Here is a 20210-nt window from a genome sequence, read left to right on the forward strand (position 1 = left end):
CTTTCATGATCGGGCTCATCGGAATTGCCGTCATCTTTGTCATGGTATTCGGCGGCTACCTTGCCGCAGGCGGCAAGATGGCCATCATTATGAAATCACTGCCCTTCGAGATGATGATGATCGGAGGGGCCGCAGTCGGCGCATTTCTGATCAGCAATGATATCGGCGGCGTAAAACACACTGCCAAGGATATCGCGAAAGTTTTTAAAGGACCCAAATGGAAGCCCGAGGATTATCGCGATCTGTTGTGCTTGTTATTCTCTCTGATCCGGATCGCACGCGCGAACCCGGTCGAGGTAGAGCAGCACATTGAAGAGCCAGGAAGCTCATCGCTATTTTCCGCATATCCCAAGATTCAAGCCGACAAAGAAGCGGTGGACCTGATCTGTGACACCATGCGCTCGGCGGCGATGAACTATGACGACCCGCACCAGGTTGAGGAGGTGCTGGAAAAGCGGATGGAGGCGAACTTCCACCATGCCATGCATTCAAGCCACGCGCTGCAAACCGTTGCTGACGGGTTGCCCGCCTTGGGGATCGTGGCCGCCGTTCTGGGTGTGATCAAGACGATGGGATCAATCGCCCAACCACCGGAAGTTCTGGGTAAGCTGATCGGCGGCGCGTTGGTTGGGACGTTTCTGGGGGTTTTTCTGGCTTATGGATTGGTGGGTCCTTTCGCGGGCAAGCTGAAATCTGTTGTTGAAGAAGACAACCACTTTTACCAACTCATCAAAGAGGTTCTGGTGGCTAATCTTCACAACCACAACGCGGCCATGTGTATAGAGGTCGGCCGCCAGAACACACCGACCCACAACCGGCCCGGTTTCTCGGAACTTGAAGACGCGCTTAAGGAACTCAAGCAGGCTGCAGCATGATCCGCGCATTGTCTTTGGTCTTGCTCGCATGGGGCACAAGCGCGTCAGCACAGGCTTTGACCGTGCGATCGGGCGAGCATGAGGGATACACGCGACTGGTGGTACAGGTCCCCTCTGGCACCGGTTGGATGTTGGATCCGGTCGAGAACGGCGCGCGGCTGAGCATTGGCATCGATAATGCGACATTCAACACTGCAGCTGTCTTCGACCGCCTGTCGGGGAACCGTCTGCAATCGCTTCAACAGGCCGGGCCAGGTGCAGCGTTGGAGATGACATTTGGGTGCGACTGCGTGGCAACGGCATTTCTGCATCGCCAAACTATGGTGGTCATAGATATCGCACCCGACCAGGGTACACCTGCAAATGACCCGGTAGAGCCAGAGGCGCTTCCCAGGACTGCAAGTATCCCGGCCCCAAAACCCTTACCTACTGATATTCCAGCCACCGAACTGGCCTTGCCTTTGCTGCAATTAAATCAACGAAATTTTGAGGAGCAGTTGGCATCACGTATATTGCAAAGCGCTGATCGAGAGGTTGTTGATCTTGAACTGGCAGGTGTCGGAAGCAGGGAATCGTCCAGTTTTGGGTCGCTGCGATCTTCGGAAAAGCTGGTACCAAATCTGCGACTGTCTTCGGTGCTCGATGAGGTTTCGGGGCTAGGCAATCTGGCAGTTCCTCAGATTGATAGCAAACCGGAATGTATCACGGACAGCGAACTGGGTTTTGGGACATGGTCGGGCGCTCGATCATTTTCCGAGGATGTGGCCGAATTGCGGGTCGGGCTATTTCAGGAATTCGATCGTGTCGACCAGGCGCATGCAATGGATTTGGCGAAGCTCTATACGTATTTCGGGTTCGGTGTAGAAGCGCACCAAGCCCTGTCTTTGTTGTCGGAGACCTCGGTTGAGCAGCGCAGAGTAGCGGCCATCGCATCAGTGATGGACGGGTTGCCTGCGCCGACGCCGAACCCTTTGGAAGGACAGCAAAGATGTGATGGTGCCGCCGCACTCTGGGCGCTTTTGAGTAAGGGTAAACTTCAATCCGATGCGCATGTGAAGGCGATCGAACGCAGTTTTGGTCGGCTGCCGTGGCATCTCAGGCAACATCTCGGCCCGGATATCGCCGAGATGTTTGTCTCGGCAGGCCGACTTGAAGTATCGCGCCGGATCTTGCGTGCGGTCGAACGGGTCTTAGAGGACGAACCCGCTGATGTAACCTTTGCCCAAGCCAAAATCGCGGATGCTGCAGGGGATACCGATACCGCAGAAACGCTGTTGACCGAGGTCATATCGGCGCCCGATGCCGCGACCGATGCGCCGTTGGCACTTGCGCGGTTGATCGAAAAGCGGTGGTCGGACCGGGGTACGGTCTCGCCCCGCGACCTCGATTTAGCTGCAAGTTATGCGCGCGAGCTTCGGAAGTCCGATCTTGGCCCGATGTTGGCGCGTGCACACGCTTTGGCGATGGCTTTGTCGCAGGATTTTACCGGAGCTCTTGCCAGTTTTGAGGATGTCTCGGATTCCGACGAATGGCAGAGGACACGAGATCAGGTATTCCAATTGCTGGCGGAGCGGGCGGACGACATTACTTTCCTGCGCCATGTGATGGAATTGAAGGACAAGCGACGCAACGCGCTGGCGGTCGAAACTGCCGTGTCCATGGCAGAGCGATTGGCTGACCTTGGGTTTTCAGCGCAGGCTTACGCGCTGGCAAACCGACCGCAAGATCGGGAACGCAGCCGTGATCGTGCTCGGCTTCGGGCAAAGGCGGCTCTGTTGGGCAACCGTCCCCGTCAGGCGCTGCTGGAAATCGCGGACGATTCCTCGGACACCGCGCAAGAGTTGCGCGCCCAGGCCATGATGCAAACACAGGATTTCGATGCCGCCGCGCGCGCATTGCAGGCAGGCGGGAAGCACGAGATGGCCGATCGATACAACTGGTTGGCGGGCTCCGGCGGTGCGGATGAAGAGAGGTCAAACACCTTCACCGATTTGTCCCGCATCCGAACGTCCCTGATCAAGCCCGTTGCGCGGCAGCCGGACAAGCCGTTGTCGGACGCCGCAATGCTAATACAGGACAGCACCATCGCACGCGCGCAGATCATTGAAATGCTTGAGACAGTGCGCGCAATTGACCCGAACTGAACCTTGGAAGTCTGTTCTTGCAGGGACAGGTGTAACTGATTTGGCCTGTAGGCTGATAGACGCCAAAATCAGCCTCTAACAAAGGTATTGAATTCATTTGGACTTCCTATGCGTTAATCCATGATGCCCATGGGACAGTGGCGGTAAACTCAGTGAACGTGTCGAAGATCTACAGCTGGCTCAATGATCATTCAGGACCACCGCACGCGTTCAAGTGTGCTGGTTCTTGGACAACTCTATCTGAAATTACGATCACCACATCTGCCCTTGGTAATCCAGGCCGAGTGACTCAGACTTTCTGAAACCGTATTCAAGGGCATTACGGTTGCCACATCGGGATCCTGCAGACCCGCCCCAGAGATTTGTTCAGCCCAGATGTGAACATGCACCGCCAAAACAGCCGCTACAATTGGCATTGCGTATTGTGCCGGGGACATGGTCTGGGGTTGGCCCCAAGTTAGCTCGCCCTTTCCAGCATCGCCACGTCAATCCAACCAAACTTGGCCAGTTGATAAAGGATCAAACTGCACCGATCACATAAGCTTGGGCGTGTGTTTTCACAGGCTGATCTCCGGTTTGCGGAGGAGGCGTCTTGAGGAATTTAATCATATGTACGAGCCGGCATGTGCTCTGCCCCCGACGTGAACCATCAAGAACAGAGACTATTCAACCGGATTTATTCAGTATGGGGCCTCCACATCATTCATCGAGACGTAGACTGTCTTCATCTCGCTGAAGTGGTTGATTGCCAGTTTCGAGTTCTCGCGACCGACGCCCGACATCTTAGATCCGCCGAACGGTGCCTCAACCGGGGCCAGGTTATAAGTGTTGATGTAACAAGTCCCCGCCTCAAAACCTGCCACGATGCGGTGGGCGCGGGTTAGGTCGTTGGTGAAGACGCCGGCGGCCAGACCGAATTCAGTGTCATTGGCACGGGCCAAAACCTCTTCTTCGGTGTCGAAGTCCAGCACCGACATCACCGGGCCGAAAATCTCTTCGCGCGCGATTGTCATATCGTCCTTAACATCGGCAAAAACCGTGGGCTGCATGTAGAAACCATCGCCTTGGACCCGTTCGCCGCCATAGATCAGCCGCGCGCCTTCAGCCTTACCCTTTTCGACATAGCCAAGCGCGATATTCATCTGGTTTTCGCTGACCATCGGGCCAAAGTTGACCTCTTCATCCATCGGGTCGCCGATTTTCGCCGTAGCGAGGCGTTCAGACAGGAGCTTAAGGAACGCTTCTTTGATTCCCTTTTGCACAAAAACTCGAGTGCCGTTGGAACAGACCTGTCCCGAGGAATAGAAATTTCCCAGAATGGCGCCTGACACGGCATTTTCGATGTCGGCATCGTCGAACACGATCATCGGGGACTTGCCACCCAATTCCATGGTGACATGTTTCATGCCATCGGCGGCAGCAGCGTACACCTTGCGGCCCGTTGGAACCGACCCTGTTAGCGAGACCTTGGCCACTCGGGGGTCGGTCACCAGGCTGGCGCCTACATCACCGTAGCCCTGAACAACGTTATAGACGCCTTTGGGTGCACCTGCCTCGATCAAAATCTCGGCTACTTGCAATGCCGACAGCGGAGTAGTCTCGGAAGGCTTGAAGATCATTGTGTTTCCGCACGCCAACGCCGGGGCACCCTTCCAGCAAGCGATCTGCGTCGGGTAGTTCCATGCCCCAATGCCCACACAAACGCCCAGCGCCTCGCGGACGGTATAGACAAAATCCCCGTCTGCCAGAGGGATATGTTCGCCGGTCAGCGAGGCCGCCAGACCGCCAAAATACTCCAGCGCATCCGCGCCGCTGGTAGCGTCGGCCACTAGCGTTTCCTGCAGAGGTTTGCCGGTATCATGGGTTTCGATAATCGATAAGTCACGATTGCGATCCCGCATGATGTCGGCCGCGCGTCGCAGCACACGGCCTCGCTCGGTGCCCGATAGGGCAGCCCAGGCCGCTTGGGCCGATTTTGCGCTGTTTAGAGCCTTTTCAACAATCTCAGGCGTGGCGGAATGTAGCCGTGCGATGACCTCTCCGGTGGCGGGGAAGATAACGTCGATGGGCGCGCCATTGGTGTCCTCGACATACTCGCCATTGATGAAGTGGCTGGCCTTGGGTTGAAACTTCATGCCGGTTCCCTTTGTGTTCAGAAATCTCTTTAGGCAAAGAGATCGCGTACGTTGAGGATCGAACTATCGATTATTGACTGATCAGTCAATCAAGTCGCAAATTGGCAGGATCTCGCCTAATACAAAGGGTCTTCCCTTGAAACGAAAGGTTAATGTTCTATTTATGTTCTACACAGTCAGAGGATTACCCGATGGCCCAGAACATGCGAAATTCCGCCCTGAGCGGCCCGACAAACGACTATCACCTGCTGCCAGTTACAGATCGGCAGATGCGCTTTGCCCGCGCCATCGCGCAACAATCAGCGCTTGAGATTCCGGTCGAGGCGCAGCGTGACCGCAAATCCCTGTCGGACTGGATTTCAGCTCATAAGCCGCATGATCCGTCGCCCTTTGCAAACTACCCAACAGGTAAGCAGGTTGCTTTTGCCGAACGTATCTCGCGCAGCAAGCGCCGCCCGATCCCGTCCGAGTGTTTCCGCGACAAACAAATGATGTCGCGCTGGATCGATCATAATAAATAGATCGCTCTATTTGCCGTGATTGCGCGCGTATAGCGCGACGGCGGCGGCCACAAACATGCCCAACAGGATGTAACCCGTCACAGCCTCGGCCACAGCCAGCCCACGGCAAAAGCCGGTTGGGGACATGTCCCCATATCCGACCGTTGTGAAGGTGACGTATGAGAAATACAAAATATCGGCTGGCCCTTCAGCGCCGATCACACAATGGTCGTTATATCCAAACGCGCCGTAGACGGCTGCGAACAGGAATGGCACGACCTGGATGAAAGACACCCCCATCAGGAACAACAACCTCCGGGGGGATTTTACCTGGGTCATGTAGTACCAGGACTGCGAGGCGATCCAGATCAGAAGGCCTACCGAGGAAAGCGTGCCAATGGTGTCGCCTGCAGTGGCTTCGTTCAGGCGCGACAGACCGTACCACGCAAGAAAGCTTGCCAAGACCAGTCCAAGCGCCGCCAGCAAAGTTGATTTCCATTCTTCCAGGGTTCTGGGTTCGTGGGTCATGAGCGCTCCGTCGGTTGGGCTTGTGCACAATCATCCGATTTCAAACGCGGCCTGCAAGCTGATTTCAGTCAGAACCCAGATGTTCCTCGCCCCGCGCGCGGGCCAGCTGTATCTGCTTTTGCCGCTCGCGAAACCGCGACTTGTCCTGTTCTGAAGTCTCATTGATACACCGATGGCAGGATACGCCATGCTCGTATTCAGGGCGTTTCACATCTTCGGGCAGGATCGGGCGACGGCAACCATGGCACAGCTTGTGTGGGCCTTCGACCAGACCATGACCAACTGAGACGCGGTTGTCGAAGACAAAACACTCACCCTGCCAAGTGCTGTCTTCGGGTGGCGTTTCTTCCAGATACCGCAGGATGCCACCTTTCAGGTGATAGACATCTTCGACCCCTTGCCCCAGCAGGTAGTTGGTGGATTTTTCGCACCGGATGCCACCGGTGCAGAACATCGCAACGCGTTTGTTGTGAAAGCGGTCCTTGTTATGTTCCCACCACGCCGGGAAATCGCGGAAACTGGCTGTGTTAGGGTCTATTGCACCCTCAAACGTGCCAATCGCCACCTCGTAATCGTTGCGGGTGTCGATCACCACCACATCATCCGAACGGATCAGCGCGTTCCAGTCCTCTGGCTCGACGTAATTCCCGACATTTGCGCGGGGATCGACATCGGGCTGGCCCATAGTCACGATCTCTTTCTTCAACCGCACCTTCATCTTGCCGAAGGGCGGATGGTCCGAGGTCGCCTCTTTCCACTCAAGATCACTGCATCCTGGCAACGCACGGATATGCGCCAGAACCGCATCGATACCTGCGCGGGGTCCGGCGATGGTGCCATTGATCCCTTCTTGCGCCAACAGCAGGGTGCCTTTTACCGACTGCGCGCGGCAAAGCTCGTGCAAAGTCGGGCGCAGCGCATCGGGGTCGGGAAAACGCGTGAAATGATAGAGGGCAGCGATTGTGTACATGTGGGCGATCTAATGCCCTTGGCAAAAACACACAAGAGACCGCATTGACGATACCCGCTGCGCACCATACCGATAACGCGACTTTAGGAGGCCAGCATGTCCCACGCACTGCTCGTTATCGATGTTCAAAATGACTTCTGCCCCGGCGGCGCGCTTGCCGTTGCCGGAGGGGACGAGATCGTCGCACCGATCAATGCGATCATGGATACGTTCGATACGGTGATCCTGACACAGGATTGGCACCCGGCGGGGCATTCTTCATTCGCCAGTTCTCATACTGGCAAAGCGCCGTTCGAGATGATCGACATGCCTTATGGCCCTCAGGTCTTGTGGCCCGATCACTGTGTTCAGAGCAGCGCAGGCGCGAACTTCCATCCGGATTTGCGAACAGATGGCGATCTGATCATCCGCAAGGGATTTCGCAGCGCTATCGATAGCTATAGCGCGTTCTTCGAAAACGACCATTCCACGCCCACTGGTCTAAAAGGCTATCTTGAGACGCGCGGGATCACGCAGCTGACCATGGTCGGTTTGGCGACAGATTTCTGCGTGCATTATTCGGCGGTAGATGCGGCACAGCTGGGGTTTGATGTCACTGTCTTAAGCAACTTGTGCCGCGCCATTGATATGGACGGATCTTTGGCTGTCGCAGAGCAGGCAATGCGCGCAGCAGGTGTGACACTGGCCTGAGGATCAAAGCGCGGCACCATGCTCGGCCAGCAGTTTCAGAAACACAAACAGGATCACGGCAAGGCCTAACGCGAAACCGATACGCCCAGAAACCGTGCGACGCTTTGGGCGCGCTGGTCTTGGGCGTGGCGCTTGCAATGGTCGCTCGGGCATTTTTCGGTTCACGGTCCCGGGCTTTGCGGTCCTGATATGACCCAAGAAGTGATGGAAATCGAACTCACCACTATACTCTCCCTGGACACCCATATTCCGGATATTCGCAAAAAGCCGCTTTAGGATCAGGAGGCGATCTTCAGCCTCTTCTGGCCGAAAATAACCTCGGGCAAGATGCCCATCCGACTCGTCCAGGCTAAATCCTGATTCCAGAAATATTCTGCGAATCTTGGGCGATGCAGCGCGCAAAGCGTCTGCCGTCTTGATATCCCTGAACCGCGCCCGCACCGGGGGCCGCCCAGTTATCGATGTTTGCCCATGCTCAGGATCAACCTCATCCGGAGCTATTGCAACAATGTCAAAATCGTACTCGAGACTCATTCACTAACTTCAACCTTCAGTTCCATCCCCACCCCTCACTAAAGCGTGAAGGAAACCCACAATAAGCCCGTAATGTGTTCTGTCGTGGGCATTGTTCCCAATTCCGCGACTCTTGCCATTTCGTGCTCCGATTGATCTAACAACGGAAATTGCAGGAGGTCCCCATGGTCGATATCGCGACGCGGGTCTACAATCATAAATGGAAGATTGACCCGATTATCCGGTCATTGATCGACACAGATTTCTACAAACTGCTGATGTGCCAGTCAGTGTTTCGAAATAAGCCCCAAACCGATGTGGTGTTTTCGCTGATCAACCGGTCGAATCACGTGCCATTGGCCCGTTTGATCGATGAAGGCGAGCTGCGCGAGCAGTTGGATCACATCCGCTCGCTAAGTCTGAGTCGTGGGGAAAGCACGTGGTTGCGGGGCAATACATTCTACGGCAAGCGTCAGATGTTCCGCCCGGATTTCATGGAATGGTTCGAGAACCTGCGCCTGCCCCCTTACCACCTGGAGCGTAAGGGTGATCAGTATGAGCTGACCTTTGAGGGTAAGTGGCACGAGGTCATGCTATGGGAGATCCCGGCGCTGGCCGTACTGATGGAATTACGCTCACGCGCGGTTCTGAACGATATGCGCCGGTTCGAACTACAGGTGCTCTATGCCCGTGCAATGACACGCGTATGGGAAAAGATAGCCCAGCTTCGCACTATTGAGGGGCTTGGGATCGCGGATTTCGGCACGCGGCGGCGGCATTCCTTCCTTTGGCAGGACTGGTGTGTGCAGGCCATGATTGAAGGTTTGGGCTCGTCCTTTACCGGAACGTCCAACTGTCTGATCGCAATGCGACGCGAAGTTGAGGCTATTGGCACCAACGCACATGAACTACCTATGGTGTATTCTGCGCTCGCCGAAGACGACGCCGCGCTTGCGCAGGCGCCCTATGACGTCCTTAGCGACTGGCACGAGGAACATGATGGAAATCTGCGCATCATTCTGCCCGACACGTATGGCACCAAAGGGTTTCTGGACCGCGCGCCTGACTGGCTGGCAGGCTGGACCGGCATTCGCGTTGACAGCGGCGACCCCGCAACCGGCGCAAAAATCGCAATAGACTGGTGGAAATCACGCGGCGAAGACCCGACGCAGAAGCGGGTTATTTTCTCGGACGGGTTAGATGTGGACAAGATACGCGAATTGCACGCTCAGTTCGCGGATCAAACCAATGTCTCGTTCGGCTGGGGTACGTTGCTGACCAATGACTTCCGCGAACTTGTACCGAATGACGCATTGGCTCCCTTTTCGCTAGTCTGCAAGGCGGTCTCGGCCAATGGCTACCCGACGGTCAAACTATCTGACAACCCGGAAAAGGCGATGGGACCCGCCGAGCAGATTGAGCGGTACAAGCGCGTCTTTGGCGTTGGAGCGCAGGAGCCGATCGAAGTGATCGTTTAGCCGTGGTAGGCCGCAACCGTCTTGAGCTGCGAGAACCCATAAAGCGCCTCGAACCCTTTTTCGCGGCCATGGCCGGATTTTCCAACGCCGCCAAAAGGCAGCTCGACACCTCCGCCCGCGCCGTAGTTGTTAATGAACACCTGCCCCGAACGCAAACCCTTGGCCAGCCGCATCTGCCGCCCACCATCTCGAGTCCAGACGCTGGCAACAAGGCCATATTCGGTGCTATTTGCTATGGTTAGAGCCTGTTCCTCGGTGTCAAACGGGATCAGAACCTGTACGGGGCCAAAGATCTCATCCCGCGCCAAGGCATGATCGGGCGGCACATCCGAGAACAATGTGGGCCGGACATATGCGCCGGATTCGGGTGCGCCAGCCGCAATCTGGCCCTCGGCGGCAATCGCCAAGTCCGAGCCTTGGTGAAGGAAACCGGTCACGATTTCTTTTTGCCGTGTTGAGATCAGCGGACCGACGCGCAAATCCTGGACCGCCGGTCCAACGGTGAGTTCTTGATAGGCAGTCGCCATACGGGATTTCACCGCATCATATACACCGCGCTGCACCAGAATGCGCGACGAGGCCGAGCAGGTCTGGCCCGCATTCTGTATACCCGCATTCACCAGATACGGCAGCGCTGCATCCAGATCGGCGTCTTCGAAAACCAGTTGCGGCGACTTGCCGCCCAGTTCCAGTGTCACCGGAACAACGTTTCGTCCCGCCGCCTGCTGAACCAACGCGCCTGTCGCGACCGAACCGGTGAATGAAATGTGATCCACACCCGGGTGTGCCGACAGGGCCGCGCCCGCCTCAGCCCCCAGGCCGGGCACCACATTCAGGGCACCAAGCGGAAGGCCCGCCTGTATCGCCAGATGCGCGAAGGCCAGTGCGGTCAGGCAGGCCTCTTCCGCCGGTTTCAGAACACAGGCGTTACCCATTGCCAGCGCCGCCCCGACAGAACGGCCAATGATCTGCATCGGATAATTCCACGGCACGATGTGGCCGGTCACACCGTGCGGCTCGCGCAACGTGTAGACGGTATAGCCATCCAGATAGGGAATGGTCTCGCCCATCACTTTATCCGCAGCGCCACCATAAAATTCGCAATACCGCGCCAATGCTACCGCATCTGCCCGCGCTTGGGTCAGCGGTTTGCCGACATCCATCGCCTCTTGCTGTGCCAGTTCATCCACTCGGTCCAGAACCAGTTGCCCCAGTCGGGTGAGAATACGCCCTCGCTCCAGGGCCGTCATGCGACCCCAATCGCCATCACACGCGGATCGGGCGGCCTGCACCGCAGCGTCGATATCGGTTTCGCCACCTCGAGCGATCTGGCAAATTTCGGAACCGTCCGAGGGATTCACCAGCGGCAAGGTTTGACCTGACGCGGGCATTTTCCATTCTCCGCCGATCAGGCAAAGGTTGGGATCGAACCAGAGGGGGTTAGTCATCGGAAGCTCCAATATCAGGCTCTATACAAAGGTCTTTCATGCAGCGCCTCGTCCTGTCTCCGGCAATTTCGGTGCCGCATTGATCAGAGTTCTTGTGTAAGGATGCTGAGGCTCTGTGAAGACTTGCTCGGTTTCACCCTGTTCCACAATCTTGCCAGCCTGCATCACCAACACACGGTCGGTGATGGTTCGAACCACGCTCAGGTCATGGCTGATGAACAGGTAAGTCAGATCGTAAGTCGCACAAAGCTCGGCCAGCAGGTCGAGAACTTGGGCGCGGACTGAGACATCCAGCGCCGAGACAGCCTCATCAAACAGGATCAACTCGGGTCGAATAATCAGAGCGCGCGCTATAGCGATACGTTGCCGCTGCCCACCCGAGAATTCGTGAATGTAGCGGCCCGCATCATCGGGGCTTAGGCCAACGGCGGTAAGCATCTCAGCGACGCGATCCTGCCGTTCAGAACCGGTTGGCGGGGTGTCCAGCAAATGAAATGGCTCGGTGATCAGGCGCGCGACCCGGTGGCGAGGATTGAAGCTGCCATAAGGGTCCTGAAACACCACCTGCATCTTGCGTCGCACTGCCAGATTGGGTTTGTGGCCGGTGAAAACAGGCTGGCCATCAAGGGAAATGCGGCCTTGCTGCACCTCCTCCAAGCCCAAAATAGCTCGTGTTAGGGTCGATTTTCCACAACCGGACTCTCCAACCAGCCCTAAACGCTCCCCCCGATTCAGGGTAAAGCTGACATGATCGACGGCCCGATGATGACCGGGCGTGGCAAACAGGCGGGTTCGGGGCAGACGGTAGTCCCGCACCACGTTCTCAACCTCAAGCAACGCTCGCGGTGCAGGAGAGGTCGGCAGGTTGACTTGATGCCCCGAAGCTTCGAACAGCATACGGGTGTAAGGGTGCTGCATATGGCGCAGGAGATGATCTGTTGCGCCCGTTTCAACAACCTCCCCATGCCGCATGACCACAATCTGATCCGCCATGTCTGCAACCACCGCCAAATCATGCGTGATCATCAGCAGACCCATGCCATACTCCGACACGAGCCCTTTTAGCAGATCAAGGATTTGCGCCTGCGTGGTCACATCAAGCGCCGTTGTCGGCTCATCCGCGATCAACAGTCGGGGGCGCAGTGCAATCGCCATGGCGATCACCACTCGCTGGCGCTGACCGCCTGACAGTTCGTGAGGATAACGCTTCAACGGAAACCTGTCGGTTGGCAATCCAACCCGAGCCAGAACCTCTTCGGCCCGAGCGCGCGCTTTGGCCGGGGGCATGGCCTTGTGGATCAGGATAGTCTCCATAACTTGATCGCCGATGGTCTTCACCGGGTTCAGGGCAGTCATCGGCTCTTGGAAAACCATTCCGATCGCAGCGCCCCGCAGCGCACAAATCTCGGCCTCAGACCGGTTCAGCAGGTTCTGGCCCTCTAACTCTAGCACCCCATCTACTTCGGCATCGTTTGGCAGCAACTGCATCACGGCAAAGGCTGTCATTGATTTGCCCGAACCGCTTTCTCCGGTCACAGCCACGATCTGCCCAGGGGCAATCGACAGGTTAATCTTCTTTAAAATCGGCGTGCCGTGGATAGCCAACGAGAGGTCCTTGATCTGCAAAAGACTCATGCGCGGGCCACCCGTATCCGAGGGTCCAACCAATCGCGCAAGCCATCACCCAGAAGGTTCAGGCCAAGAACCGTCACGATGATGGCAAGACCCGGAATCAGAGCCAAATGCGGGGCAAAACTAACCATCGTCTGCGCATCGGCCAGCATTCTGCCCCAGCTTGGCGTAGGGGGTTGCGCACCAAGACCGACATAGGACAGCCCAGCCTCGGCCAGAATGCCAAGTGAGAACTGGATTGTTCCCTGAACAATCAGCAGATTGGCGACATTGGGCAGGATATGTTCAGCCGATATCCGTGCCGCGCCTTTACCTGACACGCGGGCGGCAAGGATAAACTCGCGCTCCCAAAGAGACAAAGCTGCGCCTCGGGTGATGCGGGCAAAAACGGGGATGTTGAAGATACCGATGGCGATGATCGCGTTTATGACCCCGGCACCAAAGACGGCGGTGATCAGAATGGCGATGACGAGAGAGGGGAATGCAAAGACCAGATCATTGCCGCGCATGATGAATTCATCTAGCCACGATCCACTGCGCGCAGCGGCAGCCAGACCCAAGGGAACTCCCAGCGCCATGCCAATCCCGACCGCGACCAGCGCCACCGCTATCGAGGTGCGCGCACCAACCATGATCATCGAGAACATGTCGCGTCCGAAATGATCGGTACCGAACCAGTGCTGTGCGCTGGGTGGCTGCAGCTTGGCCGGAATGCTCAGCGCGGCGTGGTCGTATGGGGTCCAGACAAAGGACACCAGCGCTGCCAGCACCACCAGTGAGGACAGCATTGCGCCAAGGATCAGGTTGCGGCTCATGTCCTGCTCCTCAGCCTTGGATCGACTGCGGCATAGGCCAGATCGACAAAAAAGTTCACCATGATGACGGCAAAGACCAGCAGCATAACGACCGATTCCACGACGATCAGATCGCGCGCCGATATGGCCTGAAAAACCAGCCGCCCGAGGCCAGGTAGATAAAACACCTGTTCGATGATGATCGAACCCGCCAGCAGGAAGGAAAATTGGAGTCCAATGATCGTCAGTACCGGGATCAGAGCATTCCGCACTCCGTGTCGCCAAAGCGCCTGCCGACGCGAAAGGCCCTTGGCGCGTGCGGTGCGCATAAAATCCTCGGCCAGAATATCCAACAGAGCCGAGCGCATAACCCGCGCAAGGATCGCCGCTTGCGGCAGGGCCAATGCAATGGCTGGAAGGGTCAGCGAATGTAGACCGGTCCAAATGCCGTTCTCCCAACCCGCGAAACCGCCGGCATTGAACCAGCGCAAATTGATGGCAAAGACCAGCACCAGCATCATCGCGAACCAGAAATTCGGCACCGCGATACCAAGCTGAGTCGCACCCATCACGGTCAGATCACCCGGTTTGCCGCGCCGTGAGGCTGCGTAGATACCGGCGGGGAAAGCAATCAGCGTGGACAGGGTTAGCGCGTATAAAGCCAGCGGCAATGACACCCACAATCGATCTGCGATCATCTGCGACACGGGTGTGCGATAGGTGTAGGACGTACCAAAATCCCCAACCAGCATCCCGCCGACCCAGTTAAAGTACCGCTCGATCTTCGAGACATCGAGGCCCAGTTCAGCTCTCAGCGCAGTCAATGTATCGGCCTGCGCGTTCACGCCCAGCATGAACGACGCCGGATCACCGGGCGCGACCTCGATCACTGCAAAGATGACAACCGAGGCGACAGCCAGGCTCAGGATCAGCGACAGCAGACGTTTGAGGGCGTAGCGGAGCATTTGAAAACGTTAGGGTCACATCCCGTGTGGGTCCAGCGCCTAAGGCACGAGAAGATAGACAAAAAGAAACCCGCCAAACCAGAATCCTTGTGGGTTTCATGGTGCAACAGTTCGCGCCGGGGCGCTGGCCATCGCCCCGGTCCAACTCTGCTCTTCTATTCGGACCAACTGATCCCGGTCAGATCGATCGCTGCCGTGGGTGCATTTTCCCATAGCCCCTCAACACCGGCCTTGGCCACGCCAAGTTTGGCAAGTTGAAACAGGTACCCGTTGACGTAATCGGTCGAAATCAAGCGCTGTGCCTCACCCAGCAAACGTGTGCGCTCATCAGGGTCCGTGGTCGAATTCAGCGTGTCCATCAATGCCTGAAAGTCGGTGCTGTCATATTGGAAGTAATAGTCGGGCCGTGCATAAATACCGATATCCATCGGCTCGGTATGGCTGACGATGGTCAGGCCAAACTCCTTGCCCTTGAACACGCTTTCCAGCCACTGCGCCCATTCCACATTGATGATCTCGGCGGTGATGCCAATATCGGCCAGTTGCGCAGCGATGATTTCACCCCCGCGTCGGGCGTAGGAAGGCGGCGGCAAGTGCAGCGTGGTCTCGAACCCATCGGGATACCCGGCCTCGGCCAGCAGCGCCTTGGCTTTTTCCGGGTCATAGGCCGAATTGCCGGTCAGATCGACGTAAGCCGGGTTATGCGGAGCAAAATGCGTACCGATGGGTGTGCCATAGCCGAACATAGCCCCATCAATGATGGCCTGCCTGTCAATCGCGTGGGCCAATGCCTGTCGGACCAATATGTCATCAAACGGGGCTTGTTTGTTGTTGGTCGACAGAATGGTTTCCCCCTCGGTCGAGCCGACAAGAACCTGAAAGCGCGGATCAGCCTCGAATTGCGGCAGATTCTCGGGTGCGGGGAAGTTGTCGAACACGTCTACATCCTCGGCCATCATAGCGGCAAAGGCGGCGGTCGGATCCGAGATAAACTTAAACGTTGCGGTCTCTAACGCGGGCTGTTCGCCCCAATAGTCGGGGTTGCGATTCAGGATGATGCTGTCACCCTGCAGCCAGTCAGAGAAGGTGAAGGCCCCCGTGCCAACCGGATTGGTCTTGATATTCTCGATGCTTTCGGGCGCAACGATCACCGCGTCACCCCAGGCGAGATTGAAAAGGAAGTTCCCGTTCGGCTCATTCAACGTCACCTGAACGGTCAGGGGGTCCACTACCTCGACACTTTTAATGCCCGCAAACAAAGCCTTCTGCGCATTGGCGCTGTCTTCTGCCGTGGCGCGATCAAGGGTAAACTTGACGTCCTCGGCATCCATCGTTGTGCCATCGTGAAATGTCACACCGTCGCGCAGCTTGAATGTGTAAACGGTACCGTCATCCGAGATTTCCCAGCTTTCGGCCAGCCCCGGCACCACCGAGCCATCCCCCATGAACCGGGTCAGGCCTTCGAAGATATTGGTGTAGACAACCGAATCGATAGCCTGCGCCGCAGCGCTGGTCGGGTCCAGATGCGGTGGCTCAAGCTGCATGGCGATGGTGATGTCAGATTTGGCCATGGCCTGCGTGGCAAACAGGCCCGCGCCAAGGACCAGGGCCGACGCGAACGAGCGAAAGCGCTGCTTTGTCATGAAAATCTCTCCCCACTGAAATTGGCTAGCCCTGCTTTTTTCGGGCCGATCTGCGACCAATGTCCTCGCAAACCCGAGGTCAATCAAGGAATTGTTGGCGCAACCGGGGTTTCTTTGCGCCTGCCGCATCTGCTATGCCGCGCTGCAACATGAACCCTGCGAGGAGCGAGCATGAGCGCCACCGCCCGCAAGAAAGCCCCGAACGCCGAGGATATCCGCGCCCGGAAAGGTACTGATCCTCTGGTCTCGTTGACCGCCTACACAACACCGATGGCGCAGTTGATGGATGCGCATTGTGACTTCGTTCTGGTCGGTGACAGCGTCGGCATGGTGTTGCACGGGTTGACGTCGACTCTTGGTGTGACGATGGAGATGATGATCATGCACGGTCAGGCCGTTGCCCGTGGTCTGGACAAGGCAATGATGGTGATCGACATGCCTTTCGCCAGCTACGAGCATGACCCGGCTCAGGCATTCCGCAACGCAGCCCGGCTGATGTCGGAAACAGGAGCTGGGGCGGTTAAGCTGGAAGGTGGCGTCGAGATGGCTGAAACCATCCGGTTTCTGGTCAAACGCGGGATCCCGGTGATGGCACACATTGGCCTGACACCGCAGTCGATAAACACTTTGGGTGGCTATAAGGTACAAGGGCGCGACGAACAGGCCGATGCCGTATTGGCCGACGCCCGGGCCGTCGCCGAAGCAGGCGCGTTTTCGGTCGTGTTAGAGAAAGTTCCGCAGGGTTTGGCCAACCGGATTACCGCTGAGATTGCGATCCCCACAATCGGCATTGGTGCCTCGGCCGGGTGCGACGGGCAAATTCTGGTGGTGGACGATATGCTTGGCTTTTTCACCGCCTTCAAACCGAAATTCGTCAAACGCTATGCTGATCTTGGCCCGCTGGCCGAAGCCGCCATTGCTGAATACGCAGCCGAGGTTCGTGCGCGAAGCTTCCCGGCAGACGAACATGTCTTTGCCGATGCCGTACCCGACAAAGGACCCAAGTCATGACCGCGCCTATTCTGCGTCGACTGGCAGACTTGCGTGCGCTGACTCGTGATTGGCATCTGAATGGTGAGGTGATCGGAGTTGTCCCCACCATGGGTGCGCTGCACCAGGGGCATCTGTCGCTGGCCGAAGCCGCGAAGACGGCTTGCGACCGGGTTATCGTGACGATCTTTGTAAACCCCAAGCAGTTCAACAACCCCGAAGACCTCGCCAACTATCCGCGCACCGAACAAGAAGACGCGAAAAAGCTCGCGCCTTACAACGTCGATGCGATATACGTGCCCGACCCGGATGAGATTTACCCAGATGGCTTCGCCACCACAGTCTCGGTCTCGGGTCTGACCGACGCGATGGAGGGAGAATTCCGCCCGGGTCATTTCGATGGTGTGGCAACCGTTGTCGCCAAGCTGTTCCTGCAAACGCAAGCGGATCGAGCCTATTTCGGGGAAAAAGACTATCAGCAGCTTATGATCGTCCGCCGGATGGCCCGCGACCTCGATATCCCTATCGAGGTGATTGGTTGCCCCACGGTGCGTGAACCTTCGGGCCTCGCAATGTCTTCGCGCAATCAAAGGCTATCCGAGGATGGTCTGGCCATCGCAGCCGAAAAACATCGTATCATGCGTGCAGTTGTTCAGGCGCTGGAAAACGGCGAAGAATTCGAAGCTTTGGCTTCTCAGGCACAGGCCGATCTTTTGGCCGCCGGCTTCAACGAAGTGGAGTATCTGCAACTACGCTGCGCTGAAACGCTGGAGCCTATGACCCATGCCAAACGACCCGCACGACTGTTTGCGGCAGCCTTGGTCGACGGCGTGCGGCTGATCGACAATCTACCGGTGTCTCCGGTCTGATTTCCCCTCTGGTACGTTTGGTTGTGTTTGCGCTAAAGTCCTGCAAAACCAAAGCGGGAGGGGCGCAGGAATGACCTATATACTGGCAATCGATCAGGGCACCACATCGTCTCGTGCAATCCTGTTCGACGCGCAAATGCAGCGCGTCGGCACTGCGCAGCACGAGTTTACACAGCATTTCCCACAGGAAGGCTGGGTTGAGCATGATGCCGAGGAGATATGGGACAGCGTTCTGACGGTTTGCCGTGAAGTGATGCAAAGGACAGGTGTATCCGCGGCACAGATCGCTGGCATCGGGATTACCAACCAACGCGAAACCACTGTCATCTGGGATCGCGCCACCGGGGCCCCCATTCACAACGCAATCGTCTGGCAGGACCGTCGCACCGCTGAGATTTGCGAGCGTCTTCGCAAAGCGGGATGCGAGGATGACGTAACTGCCCAGACCGGTCTGCTGCTAGATCCTTATTTTTCAGGCACCAAGGTCAAATGGTTGCTTGATACCGTCCCCGGCGCACGCGACCGTGCTGCCGCCGGAGAGCTGCTGTTCGGCACAATCGATACCTTCCTGATCTGGCGACTGACAGAAGGGCGCGTGCACGCCACCGACGCCACCAATGCGGCCCGCACATTGCTATTCGATATTCACAAAGGGGAATGGAGTACCGAGATCTGCGACTTGCTGGACATCCCCCAAGCTTTGTTGCCCGACGTGCGCGATTGCGCCGCAGACTTCGGATCGACCTCCCTGTTTAACGGTAATATTCCAATTCTCGGCGTGGCGGGGGATCAGCAAGCTGCCACCATCGGACAGGCCTGTTTCCAGCCGGGCATGATGAAATCCACCTATGGCACGGGCTGTTTCGCACTACTCAACACCGGTACGCAGCCAGTTGAATCGAAAAACCGGCTGCTAACGACAATTGCCTATCAGTTGGACGGGCAGAAAACCTATGCGCTTGAAGGCTCGATTTTCATTGCCGGTGCGGCGGTGCAATGGCTGCGCGATGCGTTGCAAATCATCGAAACCGCACCGCAAAGCGGTGAACTGGCCGCCAAAGCTGATCCAAACCAGCACGTTGTTCTCGTCCCTGCCTTTACTGGGCTGGGCGCGCCTTATTGGAAACCCGATTGCCGGGGCGCAATCTTTGGCCTGACTCGCAATTCAGGCCGCGCCGAAATCACGCGCGCCACGCTGGAAAGCATCGCGTTCCAGACCCGCGACCTGTGGCACGCCATGCAGGGCGATTGGGGCGCAGAGACTGACGTGATCCTGCGCGTCGACGGCGGAATGAGCGCCTCGGACTGGGCCATGCAGGGGCTTTCCGACATTCTGGGCGCCCCGGTCGACCGCCCGGTGATGCAGGAAACCACCGCGCTTGGTGCCGCATGGCTGGCGGGCATGAAAGCGGGTGTCTACCCGGATCAGGCCGGATTCGCCGAAACCTGGGATCTGGATCGGCGGTTTGAGCCTGCAAAACCCGTAGCTGACCGAGACGCGGCCTATGCACGCTGGCAACGCGCGGTTCAGGCGGCCATGGCGTTCTAACTGTGGTCCTTCATCAAGCGCTGTTTCTGCCGTGACCAGTCGCGCTTGGCCTGCGTTTCGCGCTTGTCGTGCAGCTTTTTACCTTTGGCGATGCCGATCTTCAGCTTCGCCCGACCCTTGTGATTAAAGTAAAGTACCAGCGGCACCAGCGTCATGCCTTTGCGTTGGGTCGCGTTCCACAGGTTCGACAGTTCCTTGCGTGACACCAGCAGTTTACGGCGGCGGCGTTCTTCATGTTTGAAGACCTTGGCCTGCTCATAGGGCGCGATATAGCTGTTGATCAGCCATAGCTCTCCATCATCGACGGACGCATAGCTTTCAGCAATGTTCGACCCACCGGCACGCAGGGATTTGACCTCGGACCCTTCCAGGACAATACCGCATTCGAGATCGTCTTCGATCGCATAATCGAAGCGCGCACGCCGGTTTTCGGCGATCACTTTGTAATTCGGGTCAGTATTCTGCTTCTGCTTGGCCATGACGCGTT

General features: G+C 57.2%; 18 protein-coding genes. 8 read left to right on the plus strand and 10 right to left on the minus strand.

What is annotated here, in order from left to right; all coding sequences use genetic code 11:
- The first annotated feature begins 5 nt into the window (after positions 1-5).
- Positions 6-875 carry a flagellar motor stator protein MotA gene (motA, locus tag ACR0AU_RS09240; protein ID WP_480795591.1) on the plus strand — a complete coding sequence of 290 codons (870 nt, stop codon included), beginning with the start codon at positions 6-8 and terminating at the stop codon, positions 873-875.
- Positions 872-3019 carry a tetratricopeptide repeat protein gene (locus tag ACR0AU_RS09245; protein ID WP_480591578.1) on the plus strand — a complete coding sequence of 716 codons (2148 nt, stop codon included), beginning with the start codon at positions 872-874 and terminating at the stop codon, positions 3017-3019. The genes motA and ACR0AU_RS09245 overlap by 4 nt, the downstream gene beginning before the upstream one ends.
- A gap of 680 nt (positions 3020-3699) precedes the next feature.
- On the opposite strand, the gene betB is transcribed toward ACR0AU_RS09245, so the two are convergent.
- A complete protein-coding gene (gene betB, locus ACR0AU_RS09250) occupies positions 3700-5154 on the minus strand; it encodes a betaine-aldehyde dehydrogenase (protein ID WP_480795592.1) in 1455 nt (484 codons plus the stop codon).
- A 191-nt stretch (positions 5155-5345) separates the two neighbouring features.
- On the opposite strand from betB, the gene ACR0AU_RS09255 reads away from it, so the two are divergent.
- On the plus strand, positions 5346-5675 hold the full coding sequence (locus ACR0AU_RS09255; protein WP_170394874.1) for a hypothetical protein: 330 nt from the start codon (positions 5346-5348) through the stop codon (positions 5673-5675).
- 6 nt (positions 5676-5681) lie between these two features.
- Here ACR0AU_RS09255 and ACR0AU_RS09260 read toward each other — a convergent pair whose 3' ends face one another.
- Both ACR0AU_RS09260 and trhO read right to left on the minus strand, forming a co-directional pair.
- The gene (locus ACR0AU_RS09260; protein ID WP_170394876.1) at positions 5682-6182 is read right to left on the minus strand and encodes a potassium channel family protein; all 501 of its coding nucleotides are present in this window, start codon (positions 6180-6182) and stop codon (positions 5682-5684) included.
- A 64-nt stretch (positions 6183-6246) separates the two neighbouring features.
- Entirely contained in the window at positions 6247-7152 is a 906-nt protein-coding gene (gene trhO, locus ACR0AU_RS09265) for an oxygen-dependent tRNA uridine(34) hydroxylase TrhO (RefSeq protein WP_480795593.1), read from the minus strand.
- A gap of 96 nt (positions 7153-7248) precedes the next feature.
- On the opposite strand from trhO, the gene pncA reads away from it, so the two are divergent.
- A complete protein-coding gene (gene pncA, locus ACR0AU_RS09270) occupies positions 7249-7842 on the plus strand; it encodes a bifunctional nicotinamidase/pyrazinamidase (protein WP_170408552.1) in 594 nt (197 codons plus the stop codon).
- A 3-nt stretch (positions 7843-7845) separates the two neighbouring features.
- On the opposite strand, the gene ACR0AU_RS09275 is transcribed toward pncA, so the two are convergent.
- Positions 7846-8376: a hypothetical protein gene (locus ACR0AU_RS09275; protein ID WP_480795594.1), complete on the minus strand. Its 531-nt coding sequence runs from the start codon at positions 8374-8376 to the stop codon at positions 7846-7848.
- A 164-nt stretch (positions 8377-8540) separates the two neighbouring features.
- Here ACR0AU_RS09275 and pncB point away from each other — a divergent pair, with 164 nt between their 5' ends.
- Positions 8541-9833, plus strand: coding sequence for a nicotinate phosphoribosyltransferase (gene pncB / locus ACR0AU_RS09280; protein ID WP_170394888.1), 1293 nt, complete (start codon positions 8541-8543; stop codon positions 9831-9833).
- Here pncB and ACR0AU_RS09285 read toward each other — a convergent pair.
- The 5 genes from ACR0AU_RS09285 to ACR0AU_RS09305 form a co-directional block, all read right to left on the minus strand.
- Positions 9830-11281: an aldehyde dehydrogenase family protein gene (locus ACR0AU_RS09285; protein ID WP_480795595.1), complete on the minus strand. Its 1452-nt coding sequence runs from the start codon at positions 11279-11281 to the stop codon at positions 9830-9832. The genes pncB and ACR0AU_RS09285 overlap by 4 nt on opposite strands.
- 36 nt (positions 11282-11317) lie before the next feature.
- Entirely contained in the window at positions 11318-12916 is a 1599-nt protein-coding gene (locus tag ACR0AU_RS09290) for an ABC transporter ATP-binding protein (RefSeq protein WP_480795596.1), read from the minus strand.
- Entirely contained in the window at positions 12913-13728 is an 816-nt protein-coding gene (locus ACR0AU_RS09295) for an ABC transporter permease (protein WP_480795597.1), read from the minus strand. Before ACR0AU_RS09295 ends, ACR0AU_RS09290 begins: the two co-directional genes overlap by 4 nt.
- Positions 13725-14672, minus strand: a complete 948-nt coding sequence (locus ACR0AU_RS09300) for an ABC transporter permease (protein ID WP_170426057.1) — start codon at positions 14670-14672, stop codon at positions 13725-13727. The genes ACR0AU_RS09295 and ACR0AU_RS09300 overlap by 4 nt, the downstream gene beginning before the upstream one ends.
- Before the next feature lie 155 nt (positions 14673-14827).
- Positions 14828-16315, minus strand: a complete 1488-nt coding sequence (locus tag ACR0AU_RS09305) for an ABC transporter substrate-binding protein (protein WP_170408558.1) — start codon at positions 16313-16315, stop codon at positions 14828-14830.
- 171 nt (positions 16316-16486) lie between these two features.
- Here ACR0AU_RS09305 and panB point away from each other — a divergent pair, with 171 nt between their 5' ends.
- The 3 genes from panB (at position 16487) to glpK (ending at position 19723) form a co-directional block, all read left to right on the plus strand.
- The gene (panB, locus tag ACR0AU_RS09310; protein WP_170733940.1) at positions 16487-17326 is read left to right on the plus strand and encodes a 3-methyl-2-oxobutanoate hydroxymethyltransferase; all 840 of its coding nucleotides are present in this window, start codon (positions 16487-16489) and stop codon (positions 17324-17326) included.
- Complete coding sequence (gene panC / locus ACR0AU_RS09315) at positions 17323-18174, plus strand: pantoate--beta-alanine ligase (RefSeq protein ID WP_170514138.1); 852 nt, start codon at positions 17323-17325, stop codon at positions 18172-18174. Before panB ends, panC begins: the two co-directional genes overlap by 4 nt.
- A gap of 70 nt (positions 18175-18244) precedes the next feature.
- Positions 18245-19723, plus strand: a complete 1479-nt coding sequence (glpK, locus tag ACR0AU_RS09320; protein WP_170514141.1) for a glycerol kinase GlpK — start codon at positions 18245-18247, stop codon at positions 19721-19723.
- Here glpK and smpB read toward each other — a convergent pair.
- On the minus strand, positions 19720-20202 hold the full coding sequence (gene smpB / locus ACR0AU_RS09325; RefSeq protein ID WP_170394914.1) for an SsrA-binding protein SmpB: 483 nt from the start codon (positions 20200-20202) through the stop codon (positions 19720-19722). The two genes, glpK and smpB, sit on opposite strands and share 4 nt — an antisense overlap.
- Positions 20203-20210 lie beyond the last annotated feature (8 nt).

Source organism: Ruegeria sp. CG1 (assembly GCF_056537265.1).

Coding starts and splice junctions, on each gene's coding strand:
- motA (WP_480795591.1), top strand. CDS start 6: ATGATCGGGCTCATCGGAATTGCCGTCATCTTTGTCATGGTATTCGGC.
- ACR0AU_RS09245 (WP_480591578.1), top strand. CDS start 872: ATGATCCGCGCATTGTCTTTGGTCTTGCTCGCATGGGGCACAAGCGCG.
- betB (WP_480795592.1), bottom strand. CDS start 5,154: ATGAAGTTTCAACCCAAGGCCAGCCACTTCATCAATGGCGAGTATGTC.
- ACR0AU_RS09255 (WP_170394874.1), top strand. CDS start 5,346: ATGGCCCAGAACATGCGAAATTCCGCCCTGAGCGGCCCGACAAACGAC.
- ACR0AU_RS09260 (WP_170394876.1), bottom strand. CDS start 6,182: ATGACCCACGAACCCAGAACCCTGGAAGAATGGAAATCAACTTTGCTG.
- trhO (WP_480795593.1), bottom strand. CDS start 7,152: ATGTACACAATCGCTGCCCTCTATCATTTCACGCGTTTTCCCGACCCC.
- pncA (WP_170408552.1), top strand. CDS start 7,249: ATGTCCCACGCACTGCTCGTTATCGATGTTCAAAATGACTTCTGCCCC.
- ACR0AU_RS09275 (WP_480795594.1), bottom strand. CDS start 8,376: ATGAGTCTCGAGTACGATTTTGACATTGTTGCAATAGCTCCGGATGAG.
- pncB (WP_170394888.1), top strand. CDS start 8,541: ATGGTCGATATCGCGACGCGGGTCTACAATCATAAATGGAAGATTGAC.
- ACR0AU_RS09285 (WP_480795595.1), bottom strand. CDS start 11,281: ATGACTAACCCCCTCTGGTTCGATCCCAACCTTTGCCTGATCGGCGGA.
- ACR0AU_RS09290 (WP_480795596.1), bottom strand. CDS start 12,916: ATGAGTCTTTTGCAGATCAAGGACCTCTCGTTGGCTATCCACGGCACG.
- ACR0AU_RS09295 (WP_480795597.1), bottom strand. CDS start 13,728: ATGAGCCGCAACCTGATCCTTGGCGCAATGCTGTCCTCACTGGTGGTG.
- ACR0AU_RS09300 (WP_170426057.1), bottom strand. CDS start 14,672: ATGCTCCGCTACGCCCTCAAACGTCTGCTGTCGCTGATCCTGAGCCTG.
- ACR0AU_RS09305 (WP_170408558.1), bottom strand. CDS start 16,315: ATGACAAAGCAGCGCTTTCGCTCGTTCGCGTCGGCCCTGGTCCTTGGC.
- panB (WP_170733940.1), top strand. CDS start 16,487: ATGAGCGCCACCGCCCGCAAGAAAGCCCCGAACGCCGAGGATATCCGC.
- panC (WP_170514138.1), top strand. CDS start 17,323: ATGACCGCGCCTATTCTGCGTCGACTGGCAGACTTGCGTGCGCTGACT.
- glpK (WP_170514141.1), top strand. CDS start 18,245: ATGACCTATATACTGGCAATCGATCAGGGCACCACATCGTCTCGTGCA.
- smpB (WP_170394914.1), bottom strand. CDS start 20,202: ATGGCCAAGCAGAAGCAGAATACTGACCCGAATTACAAAGTGATCGCC.